General features: G+C 29.7%; 14 protein-coding genes and 6 pseudogenes. All 20 read right to left on the minus strand.

Features of this window, described 5'->3' with window-relative positions; all coding sequences use genetic code 11:
- Positions 1 to 692: 692 nt before the first annotated feature.
- The 20 genes and pseudogenes from QMG63_RS05490 to QMG63_RS05590 all read right to left on the minus strand — a co-directional run bounded on the left by QMG63_RS05490 (position 693) and on the right by QMG63_RS05590 (position 17,949).
- Positions 693 to 1,259 (minus strand): hypothetical protein, encoded by a 567-nt coding sequence (locus QMG63_RS05490; protein WP_425592813.1) that lies wholly within the window; start codon positions 1,257 to 1,259, stop codon positions 693 to 695.
- A gap of 99 nt (positions 1,260 to 1,358) precedes the next feature.
- Positions 1,359 to 2,183 (minus strand): FAD-dependent thymidylate synthase, encoded by an 825-nt coding sequence (gene thyX / locus QMG63_RS05495; protein WP_281862296.1) that lies wholly within the window; start codon positions 2,181 to 2,183, stop codon positions 1,359 to 1,361.
- A 139-nt stretch (positions 2,184 to 2,322) separates the two neighbouring features.
- Positions 2,323 to 3,216, minus strand: coding sequence for a P12 family lipoprotein (locus QMG63_RS05500; RefSeq protein ID WP_281862365.1), 894 nt, complete (start codon positions 3,214 to 3,216; stop codon positions 2,323 to 2,325).
- Positions 3,217 to 3,493: 277 nt separating this feature from the next.
- Complete coding sequence (locus QMG63_RS05505) at positions 3,494 to 4,030, minus strand: Vsp/OspC family lipoprotein (protein WP_345741259.1); 537 nt, start codon at positions 4,028 to 4,030, stop codon at positions 3,494 to 3,496.
- Between the two features lie 197 nt (positions 4,031 to 4,227).
- Positions 4,228 to 4,431, minus strand: coding sequence for a hypothetical protein (locus QMG63_RS05765; protein ID WP_425592822.1), 204 nt, complete (start codon positions 4,429 to 4,431; stop codon positions 4,228 to 4,230).
- A 501-nt stretch (positions 4,432 to 4,932) separates the two neighbouring features.
- Entirely contained in the window at positions 4,933 to 5,991 is a 1,059-nt protein-coding gene (locus tag QMG63_RS05515; RefSeq protein WP_281862426.1) for a variable large family protein, read from the minus strand.
- A 231-nt stretch (positions 5,992 to 6,222) separates the two neighbouring features.
- Positions 6,223 to 6,626 (minus strand): annotated as a pseudogene (gene bdr / locus QMG63_RS05520) (Bdr family repetitive protein).
- Positions 6,627 to 6,676: 50 nt separating this feature from the next.
- Positions 6,677 to 7,249: pseudogene (thyX, locus tag QMG63_RS05525) on the minus strand (FAD-dependent thymidylate synthase); the annotation flags it as partial.
- 141 nt (positions 7,250 to 7,390) lie between these two features.
- Positions 7,391 to 8,269, minus strand: coding sequence for a P12 family lipoprotein (locus QMG63_RS05530; RefSeq protein WP_281862428.1), 879 nt, complete (start codon positions 8,267 to 8,269; stop codon positions 7,391 to 7,393).
- Between the two features lie 279 nt (positions 8,270 to 8,548).
- Complete coding sequence (locus tag QMG63_RS05535; protein ID WP_281862430.1) at positions 8,549 to 9,190, minus strand: Vsp/OspC family lipoprotein; 642 nt, start codon at positions 9,188 to 9,190, stop codon at positions 8,549 to 8,551.
- 856 nt (positions 9,191 to 10,046) lie between these two features.
- Positions 10,047 to 10,997, minus strand: a complete 951-nt coding sequence (locus QMG63_RS05545; RefSeq protein WP_281862432.1) for a variable large family protein — start codon at positions 10,995 to 10,997, stop codon at positions 10,047 to 10,049.
- A gap of 229 nt (positions 10,998 to 11,226) precedes the next feature.
- Positions 11,227 to 11,630: pseudogene (bdr, locus tag QMG63_RS05550) on the minus strand (Bdr family repetitive protein).
- Between the two features lie 50 nt (positions 11,631 to 11,680).
- Positions 11,681 to 12,254, minus strand: a pseudogene (gene thyX, locus QMG63_RS05555) (FAD-dependent thymidylate synthase); the annotation flags it as partial.
- Between the two features lie 143 nt (positions 12,255 to 12,397).
- The gene (locus QMG63_RS05560) at positions 12,398 to 13,282 is read right to left on the minus strand and encodes a P12 family lipoprotein (protein WP_281862436.1); all 885 of its coding nucleotides are present in this window, start codon (positions 13,280 to 13,282) and stop codon (positions 12,398 to 12,400) included.
- Between the two features lie 290 nt (positions 13,283 to 13,572).
- On the minus strand, positions 13,573 to 14,211 hold the full coding sequence (locus QMG63_RS05565; RefSeq protein WP_281862438.1) for a Vsp/OspC family lipoprotein: 639 nt from the start codon (positions 14,209 to 14,211) through the stop codon (positions 13,573 to 13,575).
- A 112-nt stretch (positions 14,212 to 14,323) separates the two neighbouring features.
- The gene (locus QMG63_RS05570; RefSeq protein ID WP_281862440.1) at positions 14,324 to 15,424 is read right to left on the minus strand and encodes a variable large family protein; all 1,101 of its coding nucleotides are present in this window, start codon (positions 15,422 to 15,424) and stop codon (positions 14,324 to 14,326) included.
- 17 nt (positions 15,425 to 15,441) lie between these two features.
- On the minus strand, positions 15,442 to 15,630 hold the full coding sequence (locus tag QMG63_RS05575; protein ID WP_281862442.1) for a hypothetical protein: 189 nt from the start codon (positions 15,628 to 15,630) through the stop codon (positions 15,442 to 15,444).
- Between the two features lie 233 nt (positions 15,631 to 15,863).
- Positions 15,864 to 16,267: pseudogene (gene bdr / locus QMG63_RS05580) on the minus strand (Bdr family repetitive protein).
- 49 nt (positions 16,268 to 16,316) lie between these two features.
- A pseudogene (gene thyX, locus QMG63_RS05585) lies at positions 16,317 to 16,889 on the minus strand (FAD-dependent thymidylate synthase); the annotation flags it as partial.
- A 130-nt stretch (positions 16,890 to 17,019) separates the two neighbouring features.
- Complete coding sequence (locus QMG63_RS05590) at positions 17,020 to 17,949, minus strand: P12 family lipoprotein (RefSeq protein ID WP_281862445.1); 930 nt, start codon at positions 17,947 to 17,949, stop codon at positions 17,020 to 17,022.
- Between the last annotated feature and the right edge of the window lie 72 nt (positions 17,950 to 18,021).

The raw sequence follows: 18,021 nt of genomic DNA on the forward strand, positions 1-18,021 counted from the left end.
AGTTTATATTTGTATTGTATAATAATAATTCTTTTACTTAAACAACCTTCTTTTTTTCGACCTCTATAAATACATAGAAAATTTAAAAAAGCTTTGCTCTTAGTTTGAATATGAAGAAGAAGACGATGATGAATCAAACTATGAAAGCAGAAAAATAACACAAAAAACAATTAATCAATAGTACATATAATTTTAATACACTAAGTATTAATACAAATGATAATAATGTTATTAAAAACTTAATGGAAGCCTTTTTTTTCTTCAATGCAAAATGACTTTGATTTTAACTATTTCATTTGTTATTTAAAAAAACAACAAAAAAGTTAGCGACTGCTCTATCCACACTGCTGACAGATCAGCACTGACTGGTCTTTTCACCATGTTGTTAATTACATTTATTTATTTCAAGTTTATTTAATCTGATTCCTGAGTTCTTTTCTCCTACTCTTACAAAGTTTATTGCGATCTTTGAACTCACTTGAAATTGCCAGAGTTAAAGCTAAAAAACATCTAAAAATTTACAAAAGAAGGACTTGGGAAAAATTTTAATAATTTGTTAAACGCAACAGTATCATTAGGATGTGTATAATATCTTTGTGATTGTTTATTTGCAAATAACATATAATTTCCAAAATATCTTATCAATTATATCAACTGCTGAACCTACATTATATCATGATATAAGATAAATCCTATCTGGAAGGTTTATGTGAAGCTCTAAACTCATAACACACATCTTTAATACCATTCAATACTTTATCTTCAGGATCACCACCAAAAAGCGGAGATGGGGAATTTAAGAACATAAAATAATTATCAAAAACACTAGCAAGTCTACTCTCTAGTCTATAATGCTCTTCCGCATCTATATTAAGACTTTCATCTCTACCCTCTACATTAGGTGAATTGTCTCTACCATATTTAATATAACTAATCAGTTCTTTAACTTTACCCTTATCTTTCAGTTTTAATAAAAACCTTTTTATATATTCTTCTATCTTAAACACATCTCCTTTTAAATAAAAATTAAAATTAGCTGCGCTAGTATATGTTTTTGTAAATTCATCTTTTAATGCATTGACAAAAAAAGTTAATGTATCAAGCTCTTCTTTATTAAGTCCAAGATTACTTTTCCAATCTGATTTTAAATTAATACTTTCTAGGTCTTTCGATAAATGACCTTGATTACTATTATTTTTGAATAAATCACAACTTATAAAACAAGTCACACAAAATATAAAAACAAACCTACTATACATAAAATTCATATCCTTAGTCACCGCATATAAAATTCAATTATTTTCTATAAAATATATATCATTATTACAATAATTCAATAAAAGGGGAAACTTTGTTTACTATTTAATATTAAGCTTATCTTTTAATCTATTTAATGCTTTACTATCCAATTTTAACTTACTGGTATCTAAAGCAGCAGAAATTGCCATTATTTCTTCATAAGAAAATCTACATCCTTTTAAAATATGATTTTTAAAGCTTTTAGCAGCAATTGGCACAATTTTTTCAATAATATCAAGCAATATATTGGCATACTCACGCATTTCTTTTGATGAATTTTCATTAACTTCTTTCGATTCATTTAATCCCAATCTTAACTTTATAAAATGAAAAAGATTTTTTAAATCAATCTGCCAATACCATTCAGTATATAAACTTAGAGGCAAAACTATTCTAGATATTTCCTTTAAAACATTGCAATCTATCATATCTTGATATAGCTTGTAACAATATTTTTGACTTTTTTCTAACTCAATTAATATATCTTTAGTAAATTGAGGAGATTCCATTTTTTCATTCACACATTGATTACTATCAAGCTCTTGAATTTGTATATCTTCTGGAAGATAAAATTCTTCTCTCATTAAACTATAAGAACCAGATACTTCATTAATCCTAGCTGTTCTATGTCTCATCCATTGTCTTGCAATAAATATGGGAGCCTTAACATAAAAGGTAAAGACAACTTGTTCAAATGGACTTGTATGTTCATTTCGTATTAAATAATCAATAAGTTCATTATCGTCCCTTTTAAAGCTTTCACTGCGATATGAAATTCTTGCAGCCTGAACGATCCTATCATCACTACCCATATAATCAATAAGCTTTATAAAGCCTTTATCTAAAACTCTATAATCCTTATTTAATAAATCTTCTCTTCCCATATTAGTATTCAAAAAAACAACTTCTAAAGATAATTATTTTTAGAAACTTATCTAAATAAAATTTAAGAGAGCTCCATTGAAAAGAAGACTCTCCTTTTCAAACATTAGTATTATAAAATATATTTATATATATATTTTCTTATCTCCTAAAACCTACTAGAACAGATCTTGCTTCTTGAATAAGTTTTTCTATATCTTTCTTTCTTCCCATTACTTCACCTATCTTCAAAGAAGAAGATTCTAATTGACGTAAAGCATTTTCTGCATCACTTCGTGCAATTTCAGATAATTGCGCTGGTACATAAGATAATCTATGTCTCCAATTTGCTGAATTTTTTAATCTTTTGATAATGGATTCCTTTAAAGTGTCTTGTGCTCTCTTAAAAAAAAATTCTGCAGACCCTATACCTTGTATTGCAATATCAATTTCATTTATAAGCCTCTCAAAATTAGAATCTTCTTCCCTTACCCAACTGTACCAACGATTTACATTCTCTATCTCCATGCTATTTTTCCTAAATTTATCCCTTCCTAGACTCAACCCTTTGAAACTTCTTTTCTCTTGGAGTTTTGAGAGTATATTATACAAATCGACTCTTAATCGTTCATATTCATCTTTAAGCTCACGTGCATTCTCAATTAATTTAGCAAATCCAGAACCTTTAAGAATACTTTCTACCCTTTCAATTTTTTCTTGTGCGTCTTTTTCGTCCTTAGTAATTGGAAGTAAATCTTCTTCGTTTATATTTATTTCTTCTAGATAAGGATAGTATGGGGGATTATGAAATACTGGAATCTCTGTATTCATATTATTAACAGGCACTAAAGGAAAGTCCTGAACCACTTGATGTTTTACGCCTTCTTCCAATTCACCTTCTTGCTTTCCATCCTTAGGATTTAAATCTTCTACCTTGTTGCTTTGTTTTAAATATTTTTCTCTTGATTTGAGCATCATTTCATTAAGGGTATTTATATCACATGAAAATAAACTTAAAAATATTAAAATAAATAATGGCAAAATACTCTTATGCATATCTCCCCCTTGCAAGTTATAACCCTACTTAACTTTTAATTCATAACAACTACCATAAAATGTAGTACACTTAAAATAAAAGCACAAAAAGAACCTCATAAAATAATACAATCAGTTATAATTTGTAATTGTTCAAAAGAGAACATAAGAATCTTACAAAGATACAATTAAAAATCAAAAGCTAAGAGCAATACCGCTCCTAGCTTTCTTTTTATTGACTTTATTTTTCAGTTATTTACTTTTAATAAAAAAACTAATCTTATAATAATTAATTAAATTATTCAGATTTATCTGCCTTAGGAGTTGTAAGACCTGCCATTGCAGATTTTACTGCATCATCAGCAGCGTCTACTAACGCACCAATTGCTGTATTTAAAGCAATAAGATCAGAAGCTCCTTTAGTTTTCTCACCATTATCTTTATCTATAGCTTTCTTTGCATTATCATCAGTAGCATCTTTTTTACCAAGGTCAGCATGCCCCCCTTTCAATTTATCTAAGAAAGCTTTAGCTTTACTTTTAGAATCAGTAACCTTTGCCTTTAATTCATTAGGAAGCCCAACTGTTTGTTCTAAGTCTCCCAATTTAGTCTCTGCAAACAATACTATATTATATGCTCCTGCAATTAACGACCCATTATGATCAGCTTCACCAGCAAGACCATTTGCTTGAATTTTCTGACCAATAGCTTTAGCAAGTTTATCTATTGACTCAACTAAAATACGAACTTCTTTAACACTAGCTGCAAAATCAACAGCATTTTTTATGTCTGTACTTACTTTTGATAAATTAATTACTGACCCATCAGCCTTTATTGCCGCCCCTTCTTTAGCTCCTCCATTATTACGTGCCTCCTTATTAACTTAAAGGGAGCAAGATAGTTAACAAACTTTGATAAACATAAAAAAGCTTAAGAACATAGATACTGTAATATTTCAAAGAATGTGTGTAATTAAACAATCAACAAAAGTGATTTTTATAAAAAAAATAATTGACAGAAATTCAATTATTATTATCCAGGTCTTTTAATATTGGACTTTAATGCTAAAAATATTCCTATATTAAGTGTAATAAGGGTTCCAAACATCCAACCATGAAGTCTTAATGTAGTCTTAAGTTCCATTTTATTAACATCAATTTTATTATCAAGTTCATTGAATTTAGTATCTATTTTGGAATTAAGATTATTCTCAACAGTATCAATTTTATTATCCAAGTCTTTAATATTGGACTTTAATGTTGCTTCTAACTTTTCAAGCTTAAGGTTAAAAGTAGTCTTTTAAATATTTAATATCTTTATAAGTAAGCTAATTTTATAATATATGTAAGCAAGCTCAATAACAATATCTCTATTAATACCAGCTTTAGTTAAGATCAGTTATAACCATTTGTTGAGTAATTACTGGTTGTGCAAGTCCCATAAAATACTCTTATGTAATTATTATATAATATGGTTAAGTGTTATAGGAATCTCTTTGTAGTAAAATGTGATTTAAAAGAGTTCCTAAGTATAACATAAAGTATTTAGTCTATTTTCTTAAGTTTATCAAAAAGCTTAAATGCAATCTTACCATCAATCTGTTATTAAAGGATTGTTACCAATAATATTTAGACCTAAGTATTATTACAGATAGTAAAAAAGGAAAACAATTCTTATGAAAAGAAGAGTTTCCCTCAAATGACTTTATTTAGTTATGTATGTTTTATTTATAATTTTTTATTGGTTTCCACCAGTTGCGTTTGCAGGTGTAGTAGCAGCAGGTTGAGTAGCTTCTGCAGACTTATCTTCTTGTGTAACGGCTGCTAGTTTAGCATTTATTGACTTTAAACCACTATCAACAGTATTTCTTATAGCAATAGTTAATGTATTTAATGCCTTAGTAACAGCACTTACAGCTGCTCCTTTAACTATAGGAGCAACAGCTCCTTGATCATCATCACTAGGACCAGCAAACTTACCCCCCTTAGCCATAGCTCTTAAAGCAATAGCGCCTGCAATAACTGCATCTTTTTTAGCAGAGTTAGCATCAGCCTTTGAAGCTAACTTAGCAGCATCACCATCATCTTTAACCATAGCTTGTAGAATATCAGCACCAGTTACAGCCCCAACAGCTTTAGCAGCATCAGCTGCAGCTTTTTTTGCATTAGCAGCAGTACCAGCATTAGCAGAAGCAAATAGCTTACCTGCTTCATCATTACCACCATTAGCTGTTCTTGCAGTATCTCCATCTGCAGCCTTTTTATCAGTACCAGCATCAGCACTTCCTTTATCTTTAAGTACCACGTCTACAATATCTTTAATGCCCTTTACTAGTTTCTCGACGTCAGCACCAGCAACACCAGCACCAGCACCAGCATCATGAGCAGCAACATTAGCAATTGGGTCACCAGCATCACCAATAGCCTCACCAGCGGTCTTAGCCCCTTCTGCGATCTTGTCTAATTTGCCTGTAATAAACTGATCAACTACTTCTTTCACTTTTAAGTAATTCCCATTCTTTTTAACTGCGTCTTGCAACTTCTTTTTTACTGATGTCATAGTAGTTTCAATATCAGTAAAATACTTCCCTACCTCACTTTTCTTAGTATCTGCCTTAATACCAAAAGCATTAGTTACCATATCACCAAAAGTCACAAAAACATCTAAGAATCCCTTACCTAAATTAGCAATAGAAGTTAAAAATACCTTTTGTGGATCTTTTTCTGCTACTTCATTATTACATCCTATAAGTAAAAATAAAGTCATTAATAACGCACTTAAAGTAATTCTTTTCATTATTACGTGCCTCCTTATTAACTTAAAGGGAACAAGATAGTTAACAACCTTTGATAAGCAAAATAAAAAAGCCAAAAACATAGATACCTTAATACTTTAAAGACTAAAAACAATGGAAACAACTAGTATGTATGAATTGTTGCTAACAAGAATTTAAATGATTTTTGTAAAAAAATGACTAAAAGAAATAATTGACAGAAGGTCAATTAAATAAGGAGTAATTAAATAAATTTACTTTACTAATAATGACATTAATGCTAAAAATATTCCTATATTAAGTGTAATAAGGGTTCCAAACATCCAACCATGAAGTCTTAATGTACTCTTAAGTTCCATTTTATTAACATCAATTTTATTATCAAGTTCATTGAATTTAGTATCTATTTTGGAATTAAGATTATTCTCAACAGTATCAATTTTATTATCCAAGTCCTTAATATCAGATTGTAATGTTGCTTCTAACTTTTCAAGCTTAAGGTTAAAAGTAGTCTTTTAAATATTCAATATCTTTATAAGTAAGCTCATTTTTATAATATCTGTAAGCAAACTAAATAGCAATATCTCTATTAATACCAGCTCTAGTTAAGTTCAGCTATAACCATTTGTTGAGTAATTACTGGTTGTGCAAGTCCCATAAAATACTCCTTATATAATTATTATATAATATGGTTAAGTGTTATAGGAATCTTAACTTTATAAAATGAAAAAGATTTTTTAAATCAATCTGCCAATACCATTCAGTATATAAACTTAGAGGCAAAGCTATTCTAGATATTTCCTTTAAAACATTGCAATCTATCATATCTTGATATAGCTTGTAACAATATGTTTGACTTTTTTCTAAATCAAGTAATATATCTTTAGTAAATTGAGGAGATTCCATTTTTTCATTCACACGTTGATTACTATCAAGCTCTTGAATTTGTATATCTTCTGGAAGATAAAATTCTCCCTTCATTAAACTATAAGAACCAGATACTTCATTAATCCTAGCTGTTCTATGTCTCATCCATTGTCTTGCAATAAATAAGGGAGCCTTAACATAAAAGGTAAAGACAACTTGTTCAAATGGACTTGTATGTTCATTTCGTATTAAATAATCAATAAGTTCATTATCGTCCCTTTTAATGCTTTCACTGCGATATGAAATTCTTGCAGCCTGAACGATCCTATCATCACTACCCATATAATCAATAAGCTTTATAAAGCCTTTATCTAAAACTTTATAATCCTTATTTAATAAATTTTCTCTTCCCATATTAGTATTCAAAAAAACAACTTCTAAAGATAATTATTTTTAGAAACTTATCTAAATAAAATTTAAGAAAGCTCCATTTAAAAGAAGACTCTCCTTTTTAAACATTAGGTATTAGAGGGTATCTTAAAGTACCTTGTACTATTAAAGACTCCCTAGATGAGATTTAGCGTCTTTGATAAGTTTTCCTATATCTTTCTTTCTCCCCATTGCTTCACCTATCCTAGAAGAAGATTCTAATTGACTTAAAGCATTTTCTGCTTCACTTCGTGCCTTTCTAGCTAGTAAATCACTATCTCCTCTTCTTAATAAAGAATGTCTAGATAACTTACTTTTTAATCTCTTGGTAATAGCTTCTTTTAAAGTGTTTTGAGATTTCTCAAAGAAGGATTTTGCAGATATTCTCTCGTAAAGACCATTATCAACTTGAATCCTAAACCTATCAACATGAGATCTTTCTTCATTTAACTGATTAAGCAATTGAATTAGTTTATGTCTGTTTGTTTTATTCTCTCTAGAATAACGTCCTCTAGAATAACTATTTATTTTATTTTTGAGATCTGAAAATGTACTATAAAAATTAGATTCTAGCTGCTCGAATTCACTTTTTAATTTACGTGCGTCTTCAATTAATTTAGCAAATCCAGAACTTCCAAGAAGACTTTTTACCTTTTCAATTTTTTCTTGTGCGTCTTTTTCTTCCTTAGTAAATGGAACTAAATCTTCTTCGTTTATATTTATTTCTTCTAGATAAGGATAGTATGGGGGATTATGAAACACTGGGCTCTCTGTATTCATATTATTAACAGGCACTAAAGGAAAGTCTTGCACCACTTGATGTTTTAAGCCTTCATCCAATTCACCTTCTTGCTTTCCATCCTTAGGATTTAAATCTTCTACCTTGTCACTTTGTTTTAAATATTTTTCTCTTGATTTAAGCATCATTTCATTAAGGGTATTTATATCACATGAAAATAAACTTAAAAATATTAAAATAAATAATGGCAAAATACTCTTATGCATATCTCCCCCTTGCAAGTTATAACCCTACTTAACTTTTAATTCATAACAACTACCATAAAATGTAGTACACTTAAAATAAAAGCACAAAAAGAACCTCTTAAAATACTACTACAATCAGTGTAATTTGTAATTGTTTAAAAGAGAACATAAGAATCTTACAAAGATACAATAAAAAATCAAAAGCTAAGAGGAATACCGCTCCTAGCTTTCTTTTTATTGACTTTATTTTTCAGTTATTTACTTTTAATTAAAAACCTAATCTTATAATGACTACTTAAATTAGTTATTTTCTAGTTGGTTTTTTTCTGCCTTAACAGGAGTTGTAAGCGCTTTAATTGCAGATGTTACTGCAGCATTAGCAGCGTCTACTAACGCATCAATTGCTGTATTTAAAGCAATAAGATCTTTAGCTCCTTTATCTCCAGTAGCATCACTTTTAAGTATAGCTTTTTTTGCATTTGCATCAGTAGTGTCATCTTGTCCAATTTCACCAGTTGCTCCCTTTAAAGTAGTCAAAAATTTTGTACTTGAAGATTTAGCAGCAGTAACTTTTTTCTTCAATTCCTCAGAAAGCCCAACTGTTTTTTCTAATTCTCCCAACCCAGTCTCTACTGCGGCTACTACTTTATATGCTCCTGCCACCAAAGAAGCATTCTTACTAGCTACAGTACCAGTAGCACCATCATTCTGAATTTTCTTACCAATAGCATCAGCAAGTTCATCTATTGACTTAACTAAAATACGAACTTCTTTTACACTAGCTGCAAAAGCAACAGCATTTTTTATGTCTGTACTTACTTCTTTCAAATTAATTACTGACCCATTAGATGTTGTTGCCTCCCCTTCTTTAACTCCTCCATTATTACATCCTATAAATAAAAATAAAGTCATTAATAACGCACTTAAAGTAATTCTTTTCATTATTACGTGCCTCCTTATTAACTTAAAGGGAGCAAGATAGTTAACAAACTTTGATAAACATAAAAAAGCTTAAGAACATAGATACTGTAATATTTGCAAAGACTAAAAACAATGGAAACAACTAATATGTATGAATTGTTATTAACAAGAATTTAAATGATTTTTGTAAAAAAAATGACTAAAAAAAATAATTGACAGAAGGTCAATTAAATAAGGAGTAATTAAATAAATTTACTTTACTAATAATGACATTAATGCCAAGAATATTCCTATATTAAGTGTAATAAGGGTTCCAAACATCCAACCATGAAGTCTTAATGTACTCTTAAGTTCCATTTTATTAACATCAATTATTATTATCCAGGTCTTTTAATATTGGACTTTAATGTTGCTTCTACCTTTTCAAGCTTAAGGTTTAAAAGTAGTCTTTAAATATTCAATATCTTTATAAGTAAGTTAATTTTTATAATATCTATAAGCAATATATCTATTAATACCAACTCTAGTTAAGTTCAGTTATAACCATTTGTTGAGTAATTACTGGTTGTGCAAGTCCTATAAAAATACTCCTTATGTAATTATTATATAATATTTTAAGTGTTATAGGGAAGTTATGTAAGTAAAACGTGATTTAAAAGAATCCCTAAGTATAACATAAAGTATTTAGTCTATTTTTTTTAGTTTATCAAAAAACTCAAATGCAATCTTACCATCAATCTGTTGTTAAAGGATTGTTACCAATAATATTTAGACCTAAGTATTATTACAGATAATAAAAAAGGAAAACAATTCTTATGAAAAGAAAAGTTTCCCTCAAATGACTTTATTTAATTATGTATGTTTTATTAATAAATCCTTATTGCTTTTCACTAGCTTCAGCTGCTAGTGCTTCACTGATTTCCTTTAAACCACTATCAATAGTATTTCTTATAGCAATAGTTAATGTATTTAATACTTTAGTAACGGCACTTACAGCAGCACCTTTAACTGCAGAGTCATAATCAGCATCAGCAGCATTAGGACCAGCAAATTTACCCCCCTTAGCCATAGCTCTTAAAGCAATAGCACCTGCAATAGTAGCATCTTTAGCATTAACAACAGCAGCATTAGCAGCTGCACTAGCGCCATTTTTAACAATAGCTTTTAAAATGTCAGCACCAGTTACAGCCCCAACAGCCTTAGCAGCATCAGCTGCGGACTTCTTTGCATTAGCACCAGCATTAGCAGCAGCAAATAATTTACCTGCTTCACCATCACCAGCAGCTGTTCTTGCAGTAGAACCATCTTCAGCTTTTTTATCATTCCCAGCATCAGCATTTCCTTTATCTTTAAGTACCACGTCTACAATATCTTTAATGCCCTTTACTAAGTTATCGACACCAGTACCAGCAACACCTGCAGCAGCATCATGAGCAGCAACATTAGCAATTGGGTCATTAGAATCAGGACCAATAGCCCCACTAGCAGTCTCAGCCCCTTCTGCGATCTTTTTTAATTTTTCAGTAAATGTATCAACAGCTGATTTAACTTTTAAGTAATTCTCATTAGTAGCAACTTCTTTTTGCAACTTATCTTTAATAGATGTAATAGTCTTTGATATTTCAGTGAAATAAACTACAATCTCGCTCTTTGTAGTCTCAGATTTAAAACCTAAAGCTTTAGCAAAAACATCTAAGAAGTCATTACTTAAACTAATAACTGACTGTAAGAATTTACTCTTAGGATCCTCAACATTAGCACTGCCACTCCCACAGCTAAGAAGTAAAAATAAAGTCATTAATAACGCACTTAAAGTAATTCTTTTCATTATTACGTGCCTCCTTATTAACTCAAAGGGGGCAAGATGGCTAACAACCTTTGATAAGTATAAAAAAGCCAAAAACATAGATACCTTAATATTTGCAAAGACTAAATACAATGGAAACAACTAGTATGTATGAATTGTTGTTAACAAGAATTTAAATGATTTTTGTAAAAAAATGACTAAAAGAAATAATTGACAGAAGGTCAATTAAATAAGGAGTAATTAAATAAATTTACTTTACTAATAAAGACATTAATGCCAAGAATATTCCTATATTAAGTGTAATAAGGGTTCCAAACATCCAACCATGAAGTCTTAATGTACTCTTAAGTTCCATTTTATTAACATCAATTTTATTATCAAGTTCATTGAATTTAGTATCTATTTTGGAATTAAGATTATTCTCAACAGTATCAATCTTATTATCCAAGTCCTTAATATCAGATTGTAATGTTGCTTCTAACTTTTCAAGCTTAAGGTTAAAAGTAGTCTTTTAAATATTCAATATCTTTATAAGTAAGCTCATTTTTATAATATCTGTAAGCAAACTAAATAGCAATATCTCTATTAATACCAGCGCTAGTTAAGTTCAGCTATAACCATTTGTTGAGTAATTACTGGTTGTGCAAGTCCCATAAAATACTCCTTATATAATTATTATATAATATGGTTAAGTGTTATAGGAATCTTAACTTTATAAAATGAAAAAGATTTTTTAAATCAATCTGCCAATACCATTCAGTATATAAACTTAGAGGCAAAGCTATTCTAGATATTTCCTTTAAAACATTGCAATCTATCATATCTTGATATAGCTTGTAACAATATGTTTGACTTTTTTCTAAATCAAGTAATATATCTTTAGTAAATTGAGGAGATTCCATTTTTTCATTCACACATTGATTACTATCAAGCTCTTGAATTTGTATATCTTCTGGAAGATAAAATTCTCCTCTCATTAAACTATAAGAACCAGATACTTCATTAATCCTAGCTGTTCTATGTCTCATCCATTGTCTTGCAATAAATAAGGGAGCCTTAACATAAAAGGTAAAGACAACTTGTTCAAATGGACTTGTATGTTCATTTCGTATTAAATAATCAATAAGTTCATTATTGTCCCTTTTAAAGCTTTCACTGCGATATGAAATTCTTGCAGCCTGAACGATCCTATCATCACTACCCATATAATCAATAATCTTTATAAAGCCCTTATTTAAAAACTCTATAATCCTTATTTAATAAATCTTCTCTTTCCATATTAGTAACAACTTCCAAAGATAATTATTTTTAGAAACTTATCTAAATAAAATTTAAGAAAGCTCCATTTAAAAGAAGACTCTCCTTTTTAAACATTAGGTATTAAAGGGTATCTTAAAGTACCTTTACCTGATCTTTTACTATTAAAGACTCTCTAAATAAGACTTAGCATCTTGGATAAGATTCTCTATATCTTTCTTTCGTCCCATTGCTTCACCTATCTTAGAAGAAGAAGATTCTAATTGAGTTAAAGCATTTTCTGCATCACTTCGTGCCTTTCTAGCTAGTAAATCACCACTATCTCCTCTTCTTAATAAAGAATGTCTAGATAACTTACTTTTTAATCTCTTGGTAATAGCTTCTCTTAAAGTGTTTTGAGATTTCTCAAATAAGGCTTTTGCAGATGTTCTCTTGCTAAGTCCACTCTCTAATTGAGTATTAAGCTTATCAATATCAGCTCTCTTCTCATTTAACTGATTGCTCAATTGAATTAGTTTCTGTCTTTCTGCCTTATTCTCTCTAAAATAACGTCCTCTAGAATAACTATTTATTTTATTTTTGAGATCTAAGAGTGTACTATAAAAATTAGATTCTAGCTGCTCGAATTCACTTTTTAATTTACGTGCGTCTTCAATTAATTTAGCAAATCCATAGTCTTTAATAACACTTTCTATATCTTTAATTGCCTTGTATGCATCTTTTTCGTCCTTAGTAATTGGAAGTAAATCTTCTTCGTTTATATTTATTTCTTCTTGATAAGGAGAGTATGGGGGATTATGAAATACTGGAATCTCTGTATTTATATTATTAACAGGCACTAAAGGCAAGTCCTGAACTACTTGATGTTTTACGCCTTCTTCCAATTCACCTTCTTGCTTTCCATCCTTAGGATTTAAATCTTCTACCTTGTTGCTTTGTTTTAAATATTTTTCTCTTGATTTAAGCATCATTTCATTAAGGGTATTTATATCACATGAAAATAAACTTAAAAATATTAAAATAAATAATGGCAAAATACTTTTATTCATATCGCCCCCTAGCAGGTTATAACCCTACTTAACTTTTAATTCATAACAACTACCATAAAATGTAGTACACTTAAAATAAAAGCACAAAAAGAACCTCTTAAAATACTACTACAATCAGTGTAATTTGTAATTGTTTAAAAGAGAACATAAGAATCTTACAAAGATACAATAAAAAATCAAAAGCTAAGAGCCATACCGCTCCTAGCTTTCTTTTTATTGACTTTATTTTTCAGTTATTTACTTTTAATAAAAAAACTAATCTTATAATAATTAATTAAATTATTCATTTTCTAGTTAGTTTTTTCTGCCTTAGGAGTTGTAAGACCTGCCATTGCAGATTTTACTGCATCATCAGCAGCGTCTACTAACGCACCAATTGCTGTATTTAAAACAATAAGATCAGAAGCTCCTTTATCTTTAGTAGCATCAGTTATATCAATAGCACTCTTTGCATTATTGTCAATAGTAGCTCCATCAGCAACCCCTAACTCAGCAGTTTTACTCTTCAACTTCTTTATAAATGTTTCAGCTGCAGTTGTAACTCCGTTAACTTTTTGAGTTAAATCTTGTTGCTCTTTAATAGATCCTGGAATTTGCAAAGCTTTTGCCTTTTTTACTATGTCTAATGTGACACTAAAAACCCCTGCTATCAATGCAGTATTTTTACCAGCATCATTACCAAGAGTATCAGCATTCTGAATTTTCTTACCAATAGCTTTAGCAAGTTCGTCTATGGATTTAACTAAAGTACGAACTTCTTTTACATCAGCTGCAAAAGCAACAGCATTTTCTATGTCTGTACTTACTTTTTTTAAATCAATTACTGACCCATCAGCCTTTATTGCCGCCCCTTCTTTAGCTCCTCCATTATTACATCCTATAAGTAAAAATAAAGTCATTAATAACGCACTTAAAGTAATTCTTTTCATTATTACGTGTTTCCTTCTTTTCCTTACAACAAAAAAAGAAGGAAACCTAGATACATTCTAAGTATACCTTCCTTCTAATTTTACTTTTAAGTAACTAATCTAACTATCTATTTTATTGTTGACCTACTGTTTCGGCTTGTTTTTTTTCAGCTATTTTTTCTTTTACTGTTGTAAGAACCTTATTTACTGTCTTTTTAATTATACCCTCTACTGCTCTCAATAGTTTGTTTACTGCTGTTATTCCTGCTGATTGTACTGCTTTCTCATCATTATTATTATGAGCAGCTAATTTACCTGTCTTAACTAATGAGCGCAGTGCTATACCTCCTGCTACTGCAGCTGCTTTAGCTGTATCTTGCGCTAGATGCTCTGCAGTAGCTCCTCCTTTAGCAAAGGAAATTGCAGTTGTATTTCCATCCGCATTAGCTGTTATCTGTGCATCATTATCTGTTGACTTAACTATTGATGCTAGCATTTCATCACCACTTACTGCTGATACTATTGCTGCTGCTTTATCTCCCACTGCTGCTCCTGCAGCAGCACCTGTTGTTAAGATCTTAGCTCCATTTTTTGAAGAAGTTACTCCTATTGATGCGTCATCTATTGCTATATCATTTTTTTTTGGTTCTTCAACTTTTTGTGTCTTAGCTATCTCCACTATCCCTTGCAATGCCTTAAGAGCTTTCTTTAATGCATTTTCATCTGCTGCTGCTCCTTGCTGATTGCTTGCTACATTAACTACCTTTTTATCATCACCTATATCTTTTAAAGAATCTAAATGTCCTTTTAATGTGTTTAAAGTAGCCTTAGCTGCATTAACTGCTGTTCTAATAGGATCATCTTTTGATGAATCACTGTTATCAACACCTGTTTCTAACTTCTTTGATGCTTCTCCAAGCTTTTGACCTAAACCACCAAAATAAATTCCCACTTCATCTCTCTTTGTATCTTTAGTTATAATAAAACCTAATGTATCTGCCATAAGATTCATAAATGCATAAAAAATACTCTCAGCACTTCTTCCTAATTCCATCACTATCCCAGACAAACCTATTGCACCTGCACCTGTACTTGTACTTGTACTTGTACTTGTACTTGTACTTGTACCACTTGTACTTGTACTTGTACCACTTGTACTTGTACCACTTTGTCCACATCCTATAATTAATAACACTATCATCATAGTTATTAATTTCTTATTTATCTTCTCCATATTAGTCTTCCTCCTAATTATCTAGAATTCTGTGTAGTAGTAGAACCGTTGTTTTGTGGTTCATCCTTCTTATCTTGGTGTCCACATCCTATAATTAATAACGCTATCATCATCATAGTTATTAATTTCTTATTTATTTTCTCCATATTAGCCTCCTCCTTTTGTATCAAACTATTTTTTAACGCACTTAAAGTAATTCTTTTCATTATTACGTGCCTCCTTATTAACTTAAAGGGGGCAAGATGGCTAACAACCTTTGATAAGCAAAATAAAAAAGCCAAAAACATAGATACCTTAAATATTTGCAAAGACTAAAAACAATGGAAACAACTAGTATGTATGAATTGTTGCTAACAAGAATTTAAATGATTTTTGTAAAAAAATGACTAAAAGAAATAATTGACAGAAGGCCAATTAAATAAGGAGTAATTAAATAAATTTACTTTACTAATAATGAAATTAATGCTAAAAATATTCCTATATTAAGTGTAATAAGAGTTCCAAACATCCAACCATGAAGTCTTAATGTAGTCTTAAGTTCCATTTTATTAACATCAATTTTATTATCAAGTTCATTGAATTTAGTATCAATTTTGGAATTAAGATTATTCTCAACAGTATCAATCTTATTATCCAAGTCCTTAATATCAGATTGTAATGTTGCTTCTAACTTTTCAAGCTTAAGGTTAAAAATAGTCTTTTAAATATTCAATATCTTTATAAGTAAGCTCATTTTTATAATATCTGTAAGCAAACTAAATAGCAATATCTCTATTAATACCAGCGCTAGTTAAGTTCAGCTATAACCATTTGTTGAGTAATTACTGGTTGTGCAAGTCCCATAAAATACTCCTTATATAATTATTATATAATATGTTAAGTGTTATAGGAATCTTAACTTTATAAAATGAAAAAGATTTTTTAAATCAATCTGCCAATACCATTTAGTATATAAACTTAAAGGTAAAACTATTCTAGATATTTCCTTTAAAACATTGCAATTTATCATATCTTGATATAGCTTGTAACAATATGTTTGACTTTTTTCTAACTCAAGTAATATATCTTTAGTAAATTGAGGAGATTCCATTTTTTCATTCACACATTGATTACTATCAAGCTCTTGAATTTGTATATCTTCTGGAAGATAAAATTCTCCTCTCATTAAACTATAAGAACCAGATACTTCATTAATCCTAGCTGTTCTATGTCTCATCCATTGTCTTGCAATAAATAAGGGAGCCTTAACATAAAAGGTAAAGACAACTTGTTCAAATGGACTTGTATGTTCATTTCGTATTAAATAATCAATAAGTTCATTATTGTCTCTTTTAAAGCTTTCACTGCGATATGAAATTCTTGCAGCCTGAACGATCCTATCATCACTACCCATATAATCAATAAGCTTTATAAAGCCTTTATCTAAAACTCTATAATCCTTATTTAATAAATCTTCTCTTCCCATATTAGTAACAACTTCTAAAGATAATTATTTTTAGAAACTTATTTAAATAAAATTTAAGAGAGCTCCACTTAAAAGAAGACTCTCTTTTTCAAACATTAGTATTATAAAATATATTTATATATATATTTTCTTATCTCCTAAAACCTACTAGAACAGATCTTGCTTCTTGGATAAGATTTTCTATATCTTTCTTTATTCCCATTGCTTCACCTATCTTAGAAGAAGAAGATTCTAATTGAGTTAAAGCATTTTCTGCTTCTCTTAGTGCCTGTTTAGCTAGTAAATTACTATCTCCTTTTCTTAATAGATAACGATTTCTAGGCAACTTACTTTTTAATCTCTTGGTAATAGCTTCTTTTAAAGTGTTTTGAGATTTCTCAAAGAAGGATTTTGCAGACCCTATATCTTGTATTGCAATATCAATTTCATTTATAAGCCTCTCAAAATTAGAATATTCTTCCCTTAAGCAACTATACCAATAATTCAAATTCTTTATCTCCATTCTATTTTTCCTAAATTTATCCCCTCCTAGACTCAACCCTTTGAAACTTCTTTTCTCTTGGAGTTTTGAGAGTATATTATACAAATCGACTCCTAATCGTTCATATTCATCTTTAAGCTCACGTGCGTCTTCAATTAATTTAGCAAATCCAGAGTCTTTAATAACACTTTCTATATCTTTAATTGCCTTGTATGCATCTGTTTCTTCCTTAGTAAATGGAACTAAATCTTCTTCTTTTATATCTATTTCTTCTTGATAAGGATAGTATGGGAAATTTTGAGGAACTGGAATCTCTTTATTCATATTATTAACAGGCACTACATGCAAGTCCTGAACCACTTGATGTTTTAAGCCTTTTTCCATATGCTGTTCAAAAACATCTGATTGCTCTAGTGAACCTTTTTGCTTTCCATCATTAGGATTTAAATCTTCTACCTTGTTGCTTTGTTTTAAATATTTTTCTCTTGATTTAAGCATCATTTCATTAAGGGTATTTATATCACATGAAAATAAACTTAAAAATATTAAAATAAATAATGGCAAAATACTCTTATTCATATCGCCCCCTAGCAGGTTATAACCCTACTTAACTTTTAATTCATAACAACTACCATAAAATGTAGTACACTT

The sequence above is a fragment of the Candidatus Borrelia fainii genome (assembly GCF_027925085.1).
In the GTDB taxonomy this organism is placed as follows: Bacteria; Spirochaetota; Spirochaetia; order Borreliales; family Borreliaceae; genus Borrelia; species Borrelia turicatae.